The organism is uncultured Flavobacterium sp., assembly GCF_963975515.1.
GTDB lineage: Bacteria > Bacteroidota > Bacteroidia > Flavobacteriales > Flavobacteriaceae > Flavobacterium.
In genome coordinates this window covers 259,626-277,298 of sequence record NZ_CAXBGY010000002.1, presented here as the reverse complement: position 1 = coordinate 277,298, position 17,673 = coordinate 259,626, and the positions used below count along the sequence as shown (strand labels likewise).

The 17,673-nt window shown below is 29.3% G+C and carries 16 protein-coding genes; 3 read left to right on the top strand and 13 right to left on the bottom strand.

All coding sequences use genetic code 11. The features are described 5' to 3' along the window. Positions 1-90: 90 nt before the first annotated feature. Both AAC008_RS03690 and AAC008_RS03685 read right to left on the bottom strand, forming a co-directional pair. Complete coding sequence (locus AAC008_RS03690) at positions 91-492, bottom strand: hypothetical protein (RefSeq protein ID WP_339887485.1); 402 nt, start codon at positions 490-492, stop codon at positions 91-93. Between the two features lie 558 nt (positions 493-1,050). After that, positions 1,051-1,548: a hypothetical protein gene (locus tag AAC008_RS03685; RefSeq protein WP_339887484.1), complete on the bottom strand. Its 498-nt coding sequence runs from the start codon at positions 1,546-1,548 to the stop codon at positions 1,051-1,053. 254 nt (positions 1,549-1,802) lie between these two features. On the opposite strand from AAC008_RS03685, the gene AAC008_RS03680 reads away from it, so the two are divergent. The 3 genes from AAC008_RS03680 to AAC008_RS03670 all read left to right on the top strand — a co-directional run bounded on the left by AAC008_RS03680 (position 1,803) and on the right by AAC008_RS03670 (position 4,939). Beyond that, complete coding sequence (locus tag AAC008_RS03680) at positions 1,803-2,981, top strand: acyl-CoA dehydrogenase family protein (protein ID WP_339887483.1); 1,179 nt, start codon at positions 1,803-1,805, stop codon at positions 2,979-2,981. Between the two features lie 217 nt (positions 2,982-3,198). Then, a complete protein-coding gene (locus AAC008_RS03675; RefSeq protein WP_339887482.1) occupies positions 3,199-3,981 on the top strand; it encodes a DUF3050 domain-containing protein in 783 nt (260 codons plus the stop codon). Between the two features lie 61 nt (positions 3,982-4,042). After that, positions 4,043-4,939: a metallophosphoesterase gene (locus tag AAC008_RS03670; protein WP_339887481.1), complete on the top strand. Its 897-nt coding sequence runs from the start codon at positions 4,043-4,045 to the stop codon at positions 4,937-4,939. A 79-nt stretch (positions 4,940-5,018) separates the two neighbouring features. On the opposite strand, the gene AAC008_RS03665 is transcribed toward AAC008_RS03670, so the two are convergent. The 11 genes from AAC008_RS03665 to AAC008_RS03615 all read right to left on the bottom strand — a co-directional run bounded on the left by AAC008_RS03665 (position 5,019) and on the right by AAC008_RS03615 (position 17,581). After that, positions 5,019-5,348, bottom strand: coding sequence for a ferredoxin (locus AAC008_RS03665; protein ID WP_339887708.1), 330 nt, complete (start codon positions 5,346-5,348; stop codon positions 5,019-5,021). Further along, complete coding sequence (locus AAC008_RS03660) at positions 5,348-5,932, bottom strand: hypothetical protein (RefSeq protein WP_339887480.1); 585 nt, start codon at positions 5,930-5,932, stop codon at positions 5,348-5,350. Before AAC008_RS03660 ends, AAC008_RS03665 begins: the two co-directional genes overlap by 1 nt. Positions 5,933-5,939: 7 nt before the next feature. After that, on the bottom strand, positions 5,940-6,998 hold the full coding sequence (locus tag AAC008_RS03655; RefSeq protein WP_339887479.1) for an NAD(P)/FAD-dependent oxidoreductase: 1,059 nt from the start codon (positions 6,996-6,998) through the stop codon (positions 5,940-5,942). A gap of 81 nt (positions 6,999-7,079) precedes the next feature. Further along, a complete protein-coding gene (locus AAC008_RS03650) occupies positions 7,080-7,319 on the bottom strand; it encodes a NifU family protein (RefSeq protein WP_339887478.1) in 240 nt (79 codons plus the stop codon). A 1-nt stretch (position 7,320) separates the two neighbouring features. Further along, complete coding sequence (locus AAC008_RS03645; protein ID WP_339887477.1) at positions 7,321-8,463, bottom strand: Mrp/NBP35 family ATP-binding protein; 1,143 nt, start codon at positions 8,461-8,463, stop codon at positions 7,321-7,323. A gap of 128 nt (positions 8,464-8,591) precedes the next feature. Continuing rightward, positions 8,592-9,884 carry a TolC family protein gene (locus AAC008_RS03640; RefSeq protein WP_339887476.1) on the bottom strand — a complete coding sequence of 431 codons (1,293 nt, stop codon included), beginning with the start codon at positions 9,882-9,884 and terminating at the stop codon, positions 8,592-8,594. After that, positions 9,877-12,309, bottom strand: a complete 2,433-nt coding sequence (locus tag AAC008_RS03635) for an ABC transporter permease (protein ID WP_339887475.1) — start codon at positions 12,307-12,309, stop codon at positions 9,877-9,879. The genes AAC008_RS03640 and AAC008_RS03635 overlap by 8 nt, the downstream gene beginning before the upstream one ends. An 18-nt stretch (positions 12,310-12,327) precedes the next feature. After that, on the bottom strand, positions 12,328-14,757 hold the full coding sequence (locus AAC008_RS03630) for an FtsX-like permease family protein (RefSeq protein WP_339887474.1): 2,430 nt from the start codon (positions 14,755-14,757) through the stop codon (positions 12,328-12,330). Between the two features lie 49 nt (positions 14,758-14,806). Then, entirely contained in the window at positions 14,807-15,607 is an 801-nt protein-coding gene (locus AAC008_RS03625; RefSeq protein WP_339887472.1) for a DUF2807 domain-containing protein, read from the bottom strand. A gap of 10 nt (positions 15,608-15,617) precedes the next feature. Next, positions 15,618-16,319 carry an ABC transporter ATP-binding protein gene (locus AAC008_RS03620; protein ID WP_339887471.1) on the bottom strand — a complete coding sequence of 234 codons (702 nt, stop codon included), beginning with the start codon at positions 16,317-16,319 and terminating at the stop codon, positions 15,618-15,620. 17 nt (positions 16,320-16,336) lie between these two features. Then, positions 16,337-17,581 carry an efflux RND transporter periplasmic adaptor subunit gene (locus AAC008_RS03615; RefSeq protein ID WP_339887469.1) on the bottom strand — a complete coding sequence of 415 codons (1,245 nt, stop codon included), beginning with the start codon at positions 17,579-17,581 and terminating at the stop codon, positions 16,337-16,339. Positions 17,582-17,673 lie beyond the last annotated feature (92 nt).

Here is a 17,673-nt window from a genome sequence, read left to right as displayed (position 1 = left end):
TACTTTGTTCTTAAATAAATCTCATTTATAAAAACAGAAACTCTCTCGTCTTGAAGCTGAGTAAAGGTACAGATAGCGCTCTTAAAAAGTTTATTTATTTTTTTTTATATCGGAATTATTAAGATAATTATCAATTAATAAAGAGCAATTGTCATAATTAAAAGATGTGTTTTCTACAACATTTTTTGCTCCAAACTCAACACCTTGTTTGCCTTTGGCTTTTTCATCATTATTATATCCAGCAATGTTAGTTGATATCATATATTTATCATAATCAGAACTTAGCAAGGAAGCAAGATCTGAAGCTTCTAACTTATTTAACCCTTTAGATTCTCTATAATCATTTATTAGCTTTGTAGTCAATAACTCACTATATTTATTTGATTGAATAGATTCTACAACTCCTTTTTCTGAACTTGAACATGAATTAGTTCCTAAAAATATTGGTAATAAAAATGCCAATATTAATAATTTGGCGTAAAGTCTTTTCATGATAATTAGATTTATGGGGTTAATCTTTGTCAAACATATTAAATATATCGATTAAATGCAAATATAATCGATTAAAAGCACATTGTGTTCTTTTTGAAATTAGAGATTAATGGTTTTTTGATCAAAAATCAGCACAAAAAAAATTTTTCTCACCCACTTATTAGCTGATTAAAAACTGAATAAAAACAACTTCTTCAAGATTTATTTACATTTAAAAAATAAATACAAAATACTTATTATCAAATACTTAATAAAAAAAACAACTTCAATAAAATTTATTTCAATAAGAAATAACTCATTTAGCTATGGTTTTTTTAAAGGTCCTTTTTTTTAATAAAAAATTATAAATGTTGTTTTATAACATTCATTCTTTAATTTGTTAAATTTTTTTAAGTGAATTTAAAAAGGCCTCATAACTGATTTTTACAATAAAAACTTGTAAATACATTCTAAAAGAAAAGCGAATCAGTTATTAAAAACAACCGTCATGAATATACAGATGCTAATATTAATTTGACGAAGGATTTTTATTTGAAGATGTAGTTTGTGATTAAGGTTTTAATTGGTGTTTTTTATAGCCTCACCATTTTCTCCACACATAGGAGGCATTCCTTTTCTTTCATATTTACTATTCCAATAAATATATTCTTTCTCATATTCAGTCATTCTAGTTTCTGAATATTCCTTTTCTACAATTTCATTTATTTGCTCAAAATAGTTTCTTGGAGAGTGAACAAAAATAAAATAAGCTTTTGCCTTATATACTTTTAACCTTTTATTATTTGGAAAACCATATTTTTTTGTTATTTCAATAAGTTTATTTGTATTTACTTCATCTTTTTTTTTAATCTCAATCCAAAGACTATCTATTTTATATTGATATTCATCATACTTTAAGCCTAATAACTCCTTTTTTATAGCCATGGACTTCATTGTAGTAAACCTATCTTGTTTGTAAATTGAATCTAAATTATACAAAGCCAATCTGTCTTTTTGATCATTTTCTGCCATAATATCAATTTCATCATTCAACATCTTTATTTCTCTGTTATTCAAATTGTATTTGTTTGAACAAGAGTTTAAAAAAACAATGCAGAAAGTAAAAAATAGTATTGGATTTTTCATACTATAAAAATAATACTTTTCTTAATTAATTTCATTTTTAAATAAAAGTTTATCCTGTTATTAAAAATTATAACATTCGTTCTTTAAATTGTTAAATTTCTTTATGTAAATTTGCAAACGATTTCGTTAGGAAGATTTTCGGATTTTCAAACGATAGATTTTCAGATATAAAAACACAAAAACATATGAAACCAGATTTATTTCAAGCACCTGATTACTATAACTTAGACGATTTATTAACCGAAGAACACAAATTAGTTCGTGATTCTGCTCGTGCATGGGTTAAGAAAGAAGTTTCTCCTATCATTGAAGATTACGCTCAACGTGCCGAATTCCCTAAACAAATTATTAAAGGTTTAGGTGAAATTGGTGGTTTTGGTCCTTATATTCCAGAAGAATATGGTGGAGCAGGTTTAGACCAAATTTCCTATGGTTTAATCATGCAAGAAATTGAAAGAGGTGATTCTGGTGTGCGTTCGACTTCATCAGTTCAATCTTCATTGGTAATGTATCCAATTTGGAAATACGGAAACGAAGAGCAAAGAATGAAATATTTACCAAAATTAGCTACAGGTGAATTCATCGGATGTTTTGGTTTAACAGAACCTGACCATGGCTCAAATCCAAGTGGAATGACTACTAATTTTAAAGATATGGGTGATCATTATCTTTTAAATGGCGCCAAAATGTGGATTTCGAATGCTCCTTTTGCAGATATTGCAATTGTTTGGGCAAAAAATGAAGAAGGAAGAATTCACGGTTTAATCGTGGAACGTGGAATGGAAGGTTTTACAACTCCAGAAACGCATAATAAATGGTCACTTCGTGCTTCTGCAACTGGTGAATTGATTTTTGACAACGTAAAAGTTCCAAAAGAAAACTTATTACCAAACAAATCTGGTTTAGGTGCTCCACTTGGATGTTTAGATTCTGCTCGTTATGGAATTGCTTGGGGTGCTATTGGTGCTGCCATGGATTGTTATGACACAGCTTTGCGTTATGCTAAAGAAAGAATCCAATTCGACAAACCAATCGCGGGAACGCAATTACAACAAAAGAAATTAGCTGAAATGATTACTGAAATCACAAAAGCACAATTATTAACTTGGAGATTAGGAGTTCTTAGAAATGAAGGTCGTGCTACAACTGCTCAAATTTCGATGGCTAAAAGAAACAATGTAGATATGGCAATTAATATTGCTCGTGAAGCCAGACAAATTTTGGGTGGAATGGGAATTACAGGTGAATATTCAATCATGCGTCACAGTATGAACTTGGAATCTGTAATTACTTATGAAGGAACACACGATATTCATTTATTAATTACTGGAATGGACATTACTGGAATTCCGGCTTTTAAATAAAATTTCAAAGTTATTCTGTCATTCTGAACTTGATTCAGAATCTAAAAATGAGAAGCTGAATCAAGTTCAGCTTGACAAGACTACACTAATTGAATTAAACAATAAATAAAATTTATATAAAATGCTTCTCTTTGTCGGGAAGCATTTTTACTTTTGTATAGCAATTAAAACCGTTTGGTTTAGTTATTGCGTATATAATAGCACTAAACACATTGTCATGAATACAAATACTATTAACAAAGCTATACTACCTTATAAAGAACTATTACTAAATCATTCTTTATATAATAACGTAAAATCCATTGAAGATTTACATCATTTTTTAGAAAATCATGTGTATGCTGTTTGGGATTTTATGTCTTTGTTAAAAGCCCTTCAAAATACTTTAACGTCAACAACTACACCTTGGATGCCTGTTGGAAATCCAGAAATCCGTTATTTAATTAATGAAATTGTTGTGGCCGAAGAAACCGATTTATCATTAGATGGAAAACGCCAAAGTCATTATGAAATGTATTTGGATGCAATGGAACAATGTGGTGCAAAAACTGCTGAAATCAATGCCTTTTTAGAAGAAGTTGAAAGTACAAAAAACATATTTGTTTCTATTAAACAAAGTAATTTACATCCAAATGTGAAATCTTTTTTAGATTTTACTTTTAGAGTTATCGAACAAGGAAAACCTCATGAAATTGCGGCTGCTTTTACTTTTGGAAGAGAAGATTTGATTCCGAATATGTTTACCGAGATTTTAAAGAATTTTCAAAAGAATTTTCCTGAAACTGACTTATCAAAACTGATTTATTATTTTGAAAGACACATTGAATTAGATGCTGACGAACATGGGCCAATGGCAATGCAAATGATTGATGAATTATGTGGAACTGACGAGAAAAAATGGAAAGAAGTTGAAGTTGTTTCGATTGATGCCTTAGAAAAAAGAATTGGTCTTTGGAATGCTATTGAAGAGCAAATCGTTGAAAAAGAGGTTTTAGTTTAAAAAACATCCGTAATTTCAAATTAATTCCTACTTTAGGGTTTTGAAATTGGAATTCACATTTATGTCATCACAAACAAGACTAGACAAAGCATACAAAGAAGCCAAAAGAATAGGTTTTGATAACACTTCAAAATTTATTTTGTTTAGTGATTGTCATCGTGGTGATAGTAGTTTTGCTGATGATTTTGCCAATAATCGAAATATTTATTATCACGCTTTAAATTATTATTTCAAAGAAGGGTTTTCATACATAGAACTTGGTGATGGTGATGAATTATGGGAAAACATGTTTTTTAAGGATGTTTTTGAAGCCAATAAAAATGTGTATTTATTAATGCAAAAATTCTTTAATCAAAATCGTTTGCATTTGATTTTTGGTAATCACGATTTTGTTTATAAAAACCCAAATACAGTAAAAAAATTATTATCTGAATATTTTGAACCTAAAGAAGGTAAAAATATTCCACTATTTCCAAATATTAAATTTGAAGAGGCAATAGTTTTAAATCATAAAGAATCTAATACAGAATTATTTTTAACGCATGGTCATCAAGCTGATTTTATGAATTATGTGGGTTGGAAATTCAATCGTTTTTTAGTACGAGTTTTATGGAAACCATTGCAAGTTTGGGGAATTAAGGATCCAACAAGTCCAGCCAAAAATTATGTTGAGTTAGTTAAGGTTGAACGAAGAATCAAAAAATGGATTGCTGATAACGGAAATAAAATTACCATAACAGGTCATACGCATCGACCACGATTCCCAAGTCCAAGTGAAAATGCTTTACATTATTTTAATGATGGAAGTTGCGTTCACCCAAGAAGTATAACCGGAATCGAAATTGCTGCGGGAACTATATCCCTAATAAAATGGCAAATTGACACCAAAGAAGACGGAACGCTTCAAATTGTTAGAGAAATTTTAGAAGGACCAGCTCGTTTGGAGGATTATAAGTAGAAAAAGGTTAAAAGTTTAAGTAGTTAGAAGGTTAAAAGGTATTGTGGTAAGATTTTAGTTCAGCGTGACAAGGAAATGATTATTGCTCTGGTGCAATTTCTATTTCTAAACCATCTAATTCTTCAGATAGATGAATTTGACAACCTAATCTGCTGTTGTCTTTTACATGATAAGCTTCTGAAAGCATGGCTTCTTCGTCATCATTGCGTTCTGTTTTTAAAACATCATTCAACACATAACATTGACAGGATGCACACATGGCCATTCCACCACAAACGCCTACTGTTCCTTCTTCTGCTAATTCATAAGAACGAATTAGTTCCATAACATTCATGTTCATGTCTGTTGGTGCTTGAACTTCGTGTTTAACTCCGTTTCTGTCTGTGATTTTAATTATTACATCATTCATCATTTATTTTCTTTTAAATAATTAAGTAAATATTCTTTATAATGTAAATACTTTTTCTTTTGTTTTTTAAATTTTTCTAACAATTCTTTATCATCAGAAATTATGTTCTTTAAACTACTATTTGTTAATTTCAATATTTCCCCAGTTTCAAGGTTTAAAGTTTTTTCAACTCTTACATTCATTTGAATATCTAAAACCTGACTGGATTCTGTTGCATAAAAATAACTATACCGATTAATAAAATCGAGCTTGTAAAATTCATTTTTATTAATTTTAGTAGCATAATCAGAAGTTATGAAAACATTTTTTCCATCCGAAAAACCAAAAACATCTCCAATTTCTCTAGCTTTTTTTCCTTCAACATCAATATAATAGGTGTTTAAGTATTCCAAAGAACCATTAGTATTATATTTAATTGTTTCAGTTTTAATTCCTCCTAACAGCTGAACTGAAGGACTGTTTTCTCTTAATTCTTTATAATCTTTATAAATCCCAGCTTTTAAAGTAGAATCTTTTAAAATTGGATATTGAGAAAAACTAGAATTAAAAAAAAATAAAAATAAAAAAAAGAATATGTCTCTCATAAATAAATTAGTCGATTGATTTAACTACTGCTTTTTCAGCTTCTTTTCTTGTTCCATCAAATCCATCAACTCCTGAAACAGTAGTATATTTTAACACATAACGTTTTCCTGGATTGATTCTGTTATAAACACTTTGACACATTAACGTTGCTTCGTGAAAACCACAAAGAATCAATTTTAATTTTCCTGGATATGTGTTAACATCACCAATTGCGTAGATTCCATCAATATTGGTTTGATAGTCTAAAGCATTGTTTACTTTGATAGCGTTTTTCTCAATTTCTAATCCCCAATTGGCGATTGCTCCTAATTTTGGAGTCAATCCGAAAAGAGGAATGAAATAATCGGTTTCAACATTCATTCTAGCACCATTGATTTCGATGTCAATAGATTCTATTCGTTCCGCTCCACAAAAACCAACAACTTCAGCTGGAGTTATTAATTTTAATTTTCCGCTATTTTTTAGTTCTTGTACTTTTTCTACTGAATCTAAAGCTCCACGAAATTCATTTCTTCTATGCACTAATGTTACTGAAGAAGCAACATTAGTTAAGAAAATACTCCAATCTAATGCAGAATCTCCACCACCAGCAATTACTACATTTTTATTGCGATATTTTTCTGGATCTTTAATAAAATAATCAATTCCTCTATCGTTTTGTTCGTAGAAATCAACATCTTTTAATAGTGGCTTTCTTGGTTCAAAAGTTCCTAAACCACCTGCAATTGCAATGGCTTTTGCTTTATGTTTTGTTCCTATGTTTGATGTAACAATAAACGTTCCGTCTTCTAATTTTTCAATAGTTTCGGCAGTTTCTCCTAAAGTAAATCCAGGTTGAAATTGCTTAATTTGTTCCATTAAATTAGTTACTAAATCACCAGCTAATACTTCTGGATAACCTGGAATATCAAATATTGGTTTTTTTGGATATAATTCCGCTAATTGACCACCTGGTTGAGGCAAAGCGTCTATAATATGGCATTTTAATTTTAATAATCCTGCTTCAAAAACGGTAAAAAGTCCAGTTGGACCAGCTCCAATTATTAATATATCTGTTTCAATCATTTTTTATTAGTTGCAAAGTTTAAAGTTGCAAAATTGCAAAGTAATATGCTATTTTAATATGATTTATATCATACTTACAAATTATGCTATATTTTCTACTGTTTCAATTTGAGGAACAACTCTTTTTATTGTAGATTCAACTCCAGCTTTCATTGTGCTTTGATTAATACTACAACTATTACACGCTCCTTCTAAACGAACTTTTACATGTTTACCATCAATAATGTCCATTAATGTAATATTTCCTCCATCTGAAATTAAAAACGGGCGAATTTCGTCTAAAGCCTTTTCAACACTTACTTTTAAATCTTCTGTGTTCATATTATTTTCCTTTTACAGCAGAACAACCTGCCATTGTAGTCATTTTTATTGCTTCTGTAGGTGCTAAATTTTCATTTCTTTTTATAGTTTCTTGCACAACATTTTTCGTGATTTCTTCAAAAATTCCTTCTAAAATTGAACCTGTTTGTAAAGCTGCTGGACGTCCATAATCTCCAGCCTCACGAATACTTTGCACCAATGGAACTTCTCCTAATAACGGAACATTTAAGTCCTCAGCTAGGTTTTTGGCACCTTCTTTTCCGAAGATATAATATTTGTTATTTGGTAATTCTTCTGGTGTGAAATAAGCCATATTTTCAATAATTCCTAATACAGGAACATTTATAGCTTCAGACATAAACATTGAAACTCCTTTTTTAGCATCTGCTAAAGCAACAGCTTGTGGTGTACTTACTACAACTGCTCCTGTTACGGGTAACGATTGCATAATTGATAAGTGAATATCTCCTGTTCCTGGAGGTAAATCGATAAGCATAAAATCTAATTCTCCCCAATGTGCATCGAAAATCATTTGGTTTAATGCTTTTGAAGCCATTGGTCCACGCCAAATAACTGCTTGGTCTGGTTTTGTAAAAAATCCGATTGAAAGCATTTCTACACCATAACTTTTTACAGGTTCCATTTTTGATTTTCCGTCCACTTCGATTGAAGCTGGTTTTGCTGTTTCAACATCAAACATAATTGGCATTGATGGTCCATAAATATCTGCATCTAAAACACCAACTTTGAAACCCATTTTTGCTAAAGTTACAGCTAAATTTGCCGTAATTGTTGATTTTCCAACTCCACCTTTTCCTGAAGCAACTGCAATAATATTACTAATTCCTGGAATTTGTTTTCCTTTGATTAAGTTTGGATTTTCTGGTTTTTCAGGTGCTTCAACCTTTATGTTTACTTTTATTTTTGCTTTTTCATAGACTTTTTCGTGTATCACTTTCATGATATCTACTTCAGCTCTTTTTTTGATATGTAATGCTGGTGTTCTTAATAATAAATCAACAACAACCTCATCGCCAAAGGTGATTACGTTTTGTACTGCGCCACTTTCAACCATATTTTTACCCTCACCAGCTACTGAAATAGTTTCTAATGCTTTAAGGATTTCTTTTCTATCTAATTTCATCTTAACTTTTTTAAATCGAAATAGTTTAGTCTTTATTTAAACTAAATATCAATTGCAAAGATAGTTAGAAGTTTACTAGTTTGAAAGTAACAAGGTTTAAAGTTTTCTTATAATTGAATTGGTAGAATTTATAATTGATTATACTTAATCAAATTTATTTTTATAGCTGTAAATTGATGCTGTAATTTGTTTTTTAAAACATCATATTCAGATTGCAATAATTGATTTTTAACTGTCGAAAAGACGATTGCATCTATTTTTCCAGCTTCAAATTTTGATTGAGAAGTTTTAAATGTCTTTTGAGTTAACTCTTTTATTTCTAGTAATTTAAAATCTAATATTGTTATTTGTTTGATTTTTTCTTCTTCAATTTGAATTTGTTGTTTCAATTTTAAATCTTCTTGATTTAATGCAACTTTTTGTTTTTCGTTTTCCAATTGCAAAGCTTTTACATTTTTAGAATTTCGAAAACCATTAAAAATAGGAACGCTTATTTGCAACCCTACTTGTTGGTTTTTATTATCGGAAAATTGGTCATTAAAACTATTTACCATAACATCAGGTTGATTTAATGGTTTGTAATAAAAAGTTGAATAATTATAAAAAGCACTTAATGTTGGCAAATTGGTTCCTCTTACTTGTTTGATTCTCTTTTGACCTAATTCATAAGTAAGATTTGCTAGTTTTATCTTTGGATTATCAAATTCTGCATTGTTTTCGTTTGATTCTGTTTTCAAATAAGGCATTAAAATACAATTCTCAATTTCATTAACATTTAACAACTGAAATAATTGTGTTCTTTGAATTTGAGCCAGTTGTTTTGTCTCAAGTATGTTTTTTTCTTCAAGAGCTACACTCAATTGTATGTCATACAAATCACTTTTAGGTTTGCTCCCAATTGTTTCTTCTTTTTGAATTCTGTCTAAGTTTGATTTTGCGTTAATCAATTGGTTTTCTTGAATTTTTAACAACTCTTGTGTGTATAAAGCTGTAAAATAACTTTCTACAATTTGAAGTTTGTATTCGTTTTCCAAGACTTCTTTTTCAACTTTTGCTCTTTCAATATCTAACTTTGTGAATTGTGATGTTGCAATTGTATTGAAATCAATTAAATTCATTTTAGCACTCAAAAAGAAATTGTCATTTTGAATGTTTGAGCTAACTCTTCCATTTGTTGAAGGATCAATTGTTGAACCAAAATTATAACTCTGATTGGCATCAAAACCAATTGTTGGCAATAAGTTATTTGCTATAGAATTATGCCTTTTTTGGGTTCGTTTGATTTCAATTTGCTTGATTTTTACTTCCAAACTATTTTCCAACCCTAATGCAATGCATTGCTCTATTGTCCAACTGTTTTCTTGCGCAAAAGAATTTGCAGTTAGAAATAAGAAAAGAAAAAATGTAATTGACTTATTCATATTTCAGGTATTTTAAAACATTTACTTTTGTAGCTAAATAAGCTCTTGAAAGCACTACCAATAAAGTCAGAAACAATAAAACTACAAACCCAACGGCAAAAGGAATCCAAGAAATTGAAATTCTAAAAACAAAATTATCCAACCACATTGTCAATAAATAATAGACTGGGAATAATGCAATTAAAAATCCTATTACACAAAATAACACATATTGTTTTGATAATTCTTTGAGTAAAACTGATGTTTCTGCACCTAAAGTTTTTCGTATGGCAATTTCTTTCATTCTTCTTTGAATGGAATAGGTTGCCAAAGCAAATAAGCCAAAAAGAGCGATTAAAATTACTATGAAATTTAACAATGAAAATAGATTCTTTTGTTTTACATAATTTTCATAGGTTCTGGCATATTGCTTGTCCACAAAATCATAATTAAACGGATATTCTGAATCTACATTTTTTACCCAAAATTTCTCAATGTCTGAAATAGTTTGACTCAAATTATCACTATTGACTTTTACATGCATTTTATTTGCATTTTGAAGCATCCAATCTATAGTTTTAAAATGAAAAAACACCATTGGAGGAACTTCTTCTTGTGGACCAAATAAATTAAAATCTTTCACTACTCCAACAATTTTTAGTTTATGATTGTTCCAGTCTACTTCTTTGCCAATTGGATTTTTCTCACCCATAATTTTTAAAGCCGTTTCGTTGACAAGCATTGAATTTATAGTATCAGAAGCAAATTTCTCAGATAAAAAACGACCGTCTTTCAATTGAATTTTCATCATTTCTAGCATTCCAAAATCAACACCCATATTCCTTCCTTGAATTGTATTGTCGTTGTATGTAAAACTTGATGTAGAACCATTCCCTGAACCAAAAGTAAATGCTCCAGTTGCTACTTGCTCAACTCCTTTAATTTTAGAAAGCTGGTTTTTAATCATGTTATAACGGTTATAAATTTTTGTTTTATAACCATCTTCTCTCCAATTATAAACATTACGATAACTTATTGAAAGCACCTGATCTCCTTTAAAACCCAAATCTTTATTGCTTATATATTCAATTTGTTGGTAGACTATGTATGACCCAATTATAAAAAAAGTAGCAATGGCAAATTGAATAATCAACATTCCGTTACGCAACCAAATTCCACTTTTGCTTCTTCCAAAATTACCTTTCAAAACTTTTAATGTTTCAAAATTAGAAACATAAAGTGCTGGAAAAATACCTGCTAAAATTATTGTGACCACAAATATTAGTATCAATTGAAAGTAAAATTGATTTCCAAAAATGATTAATTTTTTATCTAAAAAATCATTATAATAGGGCAAAGCTAGTTCTACAACTACCAAAGAAAGTAAAATTGAAAACAAAACAGTTAATATAGTTTCAAATAAAAATTGTTTCACAATATTGCTTTTTGATGCACCTAAAATTTTACGTACACCAACTTCTTTTGCTCTATTGATAGCGTTTGCTGTGGCTAAATTGACATAATTCACAATGGATAAAACCAAAATTAATATTGACAACCCTAACATAATTAATAAGAATTGATAATTTCCTCTACCTTCTGCATACCCTTCTGAAATAGAATGCAATCTTGCGTTTTCTAATGGTTCTAATATTATTTTTAATTCATCTTTTCCGTTCTTTTTTTCATATTCTTCTACTGTAATTCCTTCATGTTTTGCACTTTTAACAACTCTGTTTTCATATAATAAATGCTCCATTCTAGCAATTACTTTTTCACTATCGTCTGAGTTTTTAAGTTTTAAAAGTAGACCATAACTAAAGTTTCCCCATTGGTTATTGTCCTCATCCATTCTGGTTTGAATGAGATTAGTAACTGCATCAGGAGCCATAGATGACTTGCCAGGAACAACATAAACTCCTCTTACCACTAATTTTCTACCAGAATAAGTAACTATTTTGTTTATTGGATCTTCGTTTCCAAAAAGTGTTTCAGCTGTTTTTTTAGAAATAGCTATACTTGTATTATCTTTTAAAGCCGTTTTGCTATTGCCTTTTATAAAAGTAAAAGGGAACATTTCAAAAAACGTTTTTTGTGCATCTGTAATTTTAAAAATTTCTTTCTTATCTTTATACTGAATGATCTCTTCAAAATACCAATTGTCGAAATAACAATAGCTTTCTAATTCAGGAAAGTCTTTTTTAAAATAGCTTTCAAAGGGCACAACATTACTTGCCCAATAATCAGTAGCACTGACTTTACTTATGGATTGAAATACATTTTCTTTACCAGGATTCCATTCGTTATAGCTTTGCTCATCATTCCAATACAAAATTGCAAAGATTAATCCAGCAATTCCAATACTTAATCCTAAGATATTTAGAAATGTAAATAACTTATTGTTTTTAATATGATATATGAAAAGGTTTGTCCAATTTTTTAACATGATCTATTTTTTAATAAATTATTCGTATTTTAAATATTTTAAAACATCAACTTTCGTTGCCACATAAGCTCTAGAAAGCACAACGAAAAGCGTTAAAGACAGTAAAACAACAAAACCTATACTAAAAGGAATTAATGAAATGTCTATTCTAAAAGCAAAATCTTCTAGCCAAAGGTTCAATAAATAATAGGTTGGAAATAAAGCAATCAAAAATCCTAAAACACAAAAAATAATGTATTGTTTTGATAGCATTTTTAATAATGAATTTGTTTCAGCTCCAAGTGTTTTTCGAATCGCAATTTCTTTCATACGATTTTGAATTGAATACGTTGCTAAAGCAAATAATCCAAACAAAGCGATCAGAATAACTATGATATTTAATACTGAAAATAAGTTTTTTTGTTTTACAAAATTACTATAAGATCTTTTGTATTCTTTATCTACAAAATCATAAGAAAAAGGATAATTAGCATCTACTTTCTTTAACCAAAACTTTTCAATATCTACTAAAGTTTGTTCCATTTTTTCTGATTCAGCATCAATATAAATATTGTTTAAAGTGCCCATAAACCATGGAATTGTTTTTAAATGAAAGAACGACATAGGTGGAATAACTTCACTTGGATTGCCTATGTTAAAATCTTTAACAACACCAACAATTGTAACTTCTTTTCCGTCCCAATCTACTTTTTTTCCAATTGGATTTGGTTCATTTAATAATTTTAAAGCAGTTTCATTAATTAGCATCGTATCGATTGTATCTTGTGCAAACTTTGGACTAAAATAGCGTCCTTTTACCATTTTTATCTGCATCATTTCAAGCATTCCAAAATCTACTGGAATATTTTGTCCGCTAACACTAACATCTTTATAAGAATAATCAATAGTTGTTGGAGCTCCATTACCAAATTCAAAAGCACCACCAGCCACTTGTTTGACACCTTTTATTTTTAGTAATTCATTTTTAATGGTTGTATATCTATCAAATCGAAACTTATCATTAATTTCTTCTGCTTCACCATACACATTTCTGTATTTAATATTTACAATCTGATTTGCCTTGAAGCCCAAATCTTTAGTATTCATGTAATTTATTTGTTGGTAAACGATATATGAACCTACAATAAAAAAGGCAGCAATTGCAAATTGTAGAACTAGCATTGCGTTACGCAACCAAATCCCTGATTTACTTCTGCTAAAATTACCTCTTAATACTTTTAGCACTTCAAAATTTGAAACATACAAGGCCGGAAAAACTCCTGCAGTTATAATTAGAACCATAAAAATAACGCCCAATTGAACTGCAATTTCTAGTGGTTTAATGCTTAATGTTTTATCTAAAAAATCATTATAATAAGGAAGAGCTAACTCTACTAAAACCAAAGAACATAAAATTGAAAAGAGCACTATTATTAAAGTTTCAAAAACAAACTGTGCAATAATATTCGTTTTTGATGCTCCTAAAATTTTACGAACACCTACTTCTTTTGCTCTTTTGACAGCCCTAGCTGTTGATAAGTTTACATAATTAAAAATAGATAAGAATAGTATAAGTAAACTCAAACCCATCATAATAACTAGAAACTTATAATTTCCTTTTCCTTCCGCTAAACCACCCGTTTTTGTGTGCAGCCTTACTTCTGACAAAGCTTCTAATGACACCTTAGAAACTCCGAATTTTTCGATATACTCATCTGTAGAGATTCCTTGCTCTTTAGCCCAACGAACCACCATGTTATCATAATACAACTGATTTATTGTGGCAGTTATTTTATCTTTGGACTCTATGTTTTTAGCCTTAATTAATAGTACAAATTGAAAATTACCCCAATGATTGATGTATTTTTTGATTCGTGATTCCATAAAACTAATTACACATGAAGGCAAATAAGATGATTTTTTGTCAAGTTTATAAACTCCTCTTACGACTAATTTTTTACCTTGATAGCTTATTTCTTTATTCAAAGCTGGTTCATTACCAAATAACTGGGTTGCCATTTCTTGAGACAAACAAATACTATTTTCATCTGGGAATGCGTTTTTAGCAGTACCTTTTACAAACTCAAATGGGAAAAACTCAAAGAAGTTTTTTTGTGCTGAAAGAATCTTGTTTGAAAGGATTTTTTTCTTTCCAAATCTAACGATATCATTATCATAATCTCCACTTATGTAACAATACGATGCTACATCTGAAGATTTACTTATTAGATTAGAACCCACAGCTGCTGAACCTGAAGTCCAAAATATATTTTCATCTACTTGATTAACTAGTAAGAAAATATTATTTTTATTTGGATTCCAATCGTCAAAACTTTTTTCGTTATTCCAGTATAAAATGGCAAATATTAACCCTGCAATCCCAATACTCAATCCTAAAATATTTAGACTGGTAAAAAGCTTGTTTTTTTTAATATGAAATAAGAAAATATGTAACCAGTTTTTTAACATAACTATTCGTTTTTTACTGAAACTAGTTCAGTATTGATGATTTTGATGATTATTTTTTTGAAACAGAACCAGACGAGCTCTCTTCTTTAGAAACTTGTGAGGCACTTCCATAATATACTATTGAAGCACTTGACGATGCTTTTGCTATTAAAGATTTAGAAACATTTATGGTTACATCCGCAGATGAGCTTGCTTTAATCAATGCTGTTTCAACCTTAAATTCTTTTAGATTACAAGAAGATGAACTACTCGCTTTTACTGAGATTTCTGTTGCGTTACCCGATAAATTTACGTCACTTGAACTGCTTGATTCGATGGCAATTGTAGTTGTATTTACACTTCCCGAAAATTCACCACTTGATGAAGAATCGATAACTAAATTTGAGCAATTAAAGTTTCCAGAAATACTTCCAGATGAACTAACTGCTATATTTAAATCTGTACTTGTATTTGTGTTTGTAATTTTGATATCCGCAGAAGAACTTGCTTTAATTTCTTCTAAGTTTGGGCCGGAAACTGTAATTTTCAACACTGTGAATTCAACTCCGTTTATCCAATTTACATTATTTCCTTTAGATTTTTTTTTAGTTTTTCCTTCCTTTTTATAGTCTTTTGTATCTACATACAATTTTAAAGTTCCATTTTCAACTTCTGTTTTTAAGTATTTTAAATTTTCATTATCGTCTGTTTCTACTAGTATACTTTTAGTATTTGAAATTGTATAAGACACTTCAATAGCGTTTGATGCTTGTAATTTAGAAAAATTGCTAACTTCTCTGTTTTCTGACACTTGAGCCAAAGTAATTATGCTTACTAAGAAAAAAGTGATTGCTAAAATTATTTTTGTCATGACTAAAATTTTAAGTGGTTAAAACATCTATTTTTTTATTATTTAGTTTTTCAGAAAGCACCATTCCGTCTTTCATTAAAATAGTTTTTTGAGAAAAAGAAGCATCATAATCTGAATGTGTAACCATTAATATTGTTGCTCCTTGTGCATGCAAGTCTGTTAAAAGTTCCATTACTTCGTTTCCGTTTTTAGAATCTAAGTTTCCTGTTGGTTCATCAGCCAAAATAATTTTTGGGTTGTTAATCAAAGCTCTTGCAACAGCGACTCTTTGTTGTTGTCCTCCAGAAAGTTGTTGTGGATAATGTTTTAAACGATGCGAAATTCCCAAACGTTCTGCGATACTTTCTACTTTTTGTTTTCTTTCTGAAGAGGAAACGTTATTGTAAATTAAAGGCAATTCGATATTGTCATAAACCGAAAGTTCATCAATAAGGTTGAAATTTTGGAATACAAAACCAATATTTTGCTTTCTTACTTTTGACTTTTCTTGTTCTTTTAAGCCCATCATTTCTTGATTAAGTAATTGATAACTTCCGCTTGTTGCACTATCTAAAAGACCAACAATATTTAAAAGTGTTGATTTACCACTTCCACTTGGTCCCATAATAGTTACAAATTCTCCTTGATTGACTGTGATTGAAACCTCATTTAATGCTTTTGTTTCTACTTCTTCTGTTTGGAAGACTTTTGAAAGGTTGTTGATTTTTATCATGATTATTCGTTTTTGATTTAATTTGATTCAATATTTAAAATTTCTACTTCTTTGTAATCTTTATAAGTTGATGTAATGATTTTTTCTCCTGGTTTTAAGCCTTCTAAAACTTCGTAATACAAAGGGTTTTCTCTGCCTAGCTTTATATTTCTTCTTTCGGCTTTGTTTCCGTTTACTACAAAAATCCATTTCCCTGAAGTTTCTTGATAAAAACTACCTTTTGATAGTAAAGTCGTTTTTGTTTTTTCAGATAAATTTATTCGTACTCCAAAAGATAGTCCTTGATTTAATTCTAAGTTTTCATTCTTTATAAAATTCAATTCTACAATAAAACGTCCACTTTTAATCTCAGGAATCACTTTAGCAATTTGAACTTCTACAGTATTTCCATTAAAATCGACACTTCCTTTTTGTCCTTCAGAAACACGGTTTAAATAAAATTCATCTACATCTGCTACTAATTTATAGCCTTGCATTACATCTATAGTTCCAATGCTATTGCCTTGTGTAAATGTTTTTCCTAAAATAGGTTCAAAGGAAGAAAGTCTACCAGAAAGTGGTGCTGTAATTAAAAAATTGTTTTTGTTTTTTCTTAAAATTGACAGACTTTGATTCATGATTCCAATAGATTGGTTCATTTGTCCAATTTGGACTAAGTTGGCTTGTTTTTCTTTAGTAACACTTTGTTTTATAATACTCATTCTTTCTTTTTGAAAGCGATAATTTTCTTGCGTTACTTTCCATTCGTTTTTGGCAATAATTTCTTGTTCAAACAATTTTTTATTTAAGTTGTATAAATTTTCAGCGTCTAAATAATCATGTTCAATAGCAATTAAATCTTTGGCTAAATTTAGTTCTTGATTTCTTAGATCTAATTTGGCTTTGTTTAAATTATTAATTTGTTCAATAATAGCCGTTTCTTGTTGCATATAATTCAATTCCGTATTTGGATTATACAAACGAACTAATGGTTGCCCTTTTGTAACCATGTCTCCATTTTCAGCAAAAATTTCTTGTACAGCTCCACCTTCAATAATATTTACTAACATAGAATTAAGAGGAGTAACTTTTGCTTGAAACAAAATAAAATCTTCAAAAAAATCATCTTCTACCGTTTTTATGGTAATTTCTGATTGTTTTACATTTAAACTTCGTTGTTTGGTTAAAGCAGTAAAAACAAAATATCCTAAAACTAAAATAATTGGGATAATGAGCAATAGCTGTTTTTTTTTGTTATTTTTACGATTGATGACAGTGTCCATATTGATAATTTTATAAGATATATAGCAATTTTGTGCCACAAATTTAAAATGCACAACTATCTAAACTGCAGTTACTTATATTTTACTTATTA

Bases quoted from the DNA above. Each gene is read 5' to 3' on its own strand.
- AAC008_RS03690 (WP_339887485.1), bottom strand. From the start codon at position 492: ATGAAAAGACTTTACGCCAAATTATTAATATTGGCATTTTTATTACCA.
- AAC008_RS03680 (WP_339887483.1), top strand. From the start codon at position 1,803: ATGAAACCAGATTTATTTCAAGCACCTGATTACTATAACTTAGACGAT.
- AAC008_RS03675 (WP_339887482.1), top strand. From the start codon at position 3,199: ATGAATACAAATACTATTAACAAAGCTATACTACCTTATAAAGAACTA.
- AAC008_RS03670 (WP_339887481.1), top strand. From the start codon at position 4,043: ATGTCATCACAAACAAGACTAGACAAAGCATACAAAGAAGCCAAAAGA.
- AAC008_RS03665 (WP_339887708.1), bottom strand. From the start codon at position 5,348: ATGAATGATGTAATAATTAAAATCACAGACAGAAACGGAGTTAAACAC.
- AAC008_RS03660 (WP_339887480.1), bottom strand. From the start codon at position 5,932: ATGAGAGACATATTCTTTTTTTTATTTTTATTTTTTTTTAATTCTAGT.
- AAC008_RS03655 (WP_339887479.1), bottom strand. From the start codon at position 6,998: ATGATTGAAACAGATATATTAATAATTGGAGCTGGTCCAACTGGACTT.
- AAC008_RS03650 (WP_339887478.1), bottom strand. From the start codon at position 7,319: ATGAACACAGAAGATTTAAAAGTAAGTGTTGAAAAGGCTTTAGACGAA.
- AAC008_RS03645 (WP_339887477.1), bottom strand. From the start codon at position 8,463: ATGAAATTAGATAGAAAAGAAATCCTTAAAGCATTAGAAACTATTTCA.
- AAC008_RS03640 (WP_339887476.1), bottom strand. From the start codon at position 9,884: ATGAATAAGTCAATTACATTTTTTCTTTTCTTATTTCTAACTGCAAAT.
- AAC008_RS03635 (WP_339887475.1), bottom strand. From the start codon at position 12,309: ATGTTAAAAAATTGGACAAACCTTTTCATATATCATATTAAAAACAAT.
- AAC008_RS03630 (WP_339887474.1), bottom strand. From the start codon at position 14,757: ATGTTAAAAAACTGGTTACATATTTTCTTATTTCATATTAAAAAAAAC.
- AAC008_RS03625 (WP_339887472.1), bottom strand. From the start codon at position 15,607: ATGACAAAAATAATTTTAGCAATCACTTTTTTCTTAGTAAGCATAATT.
- AAC008_RS03620 (WP_339887471.1), bottom strand. From the start codon at position 16,319: ATGATAAAAATCAACAACCTTTCAAAAGTCTTCCAAACAGAAGAAGTA.
- AAC008_RS03615 (WP_339887469.1), bottom strand. From the start codon at position 17,581: ATGGACACTGTCATCAATCGTAAAAATAACAAAAAAAAACAGCTATTG.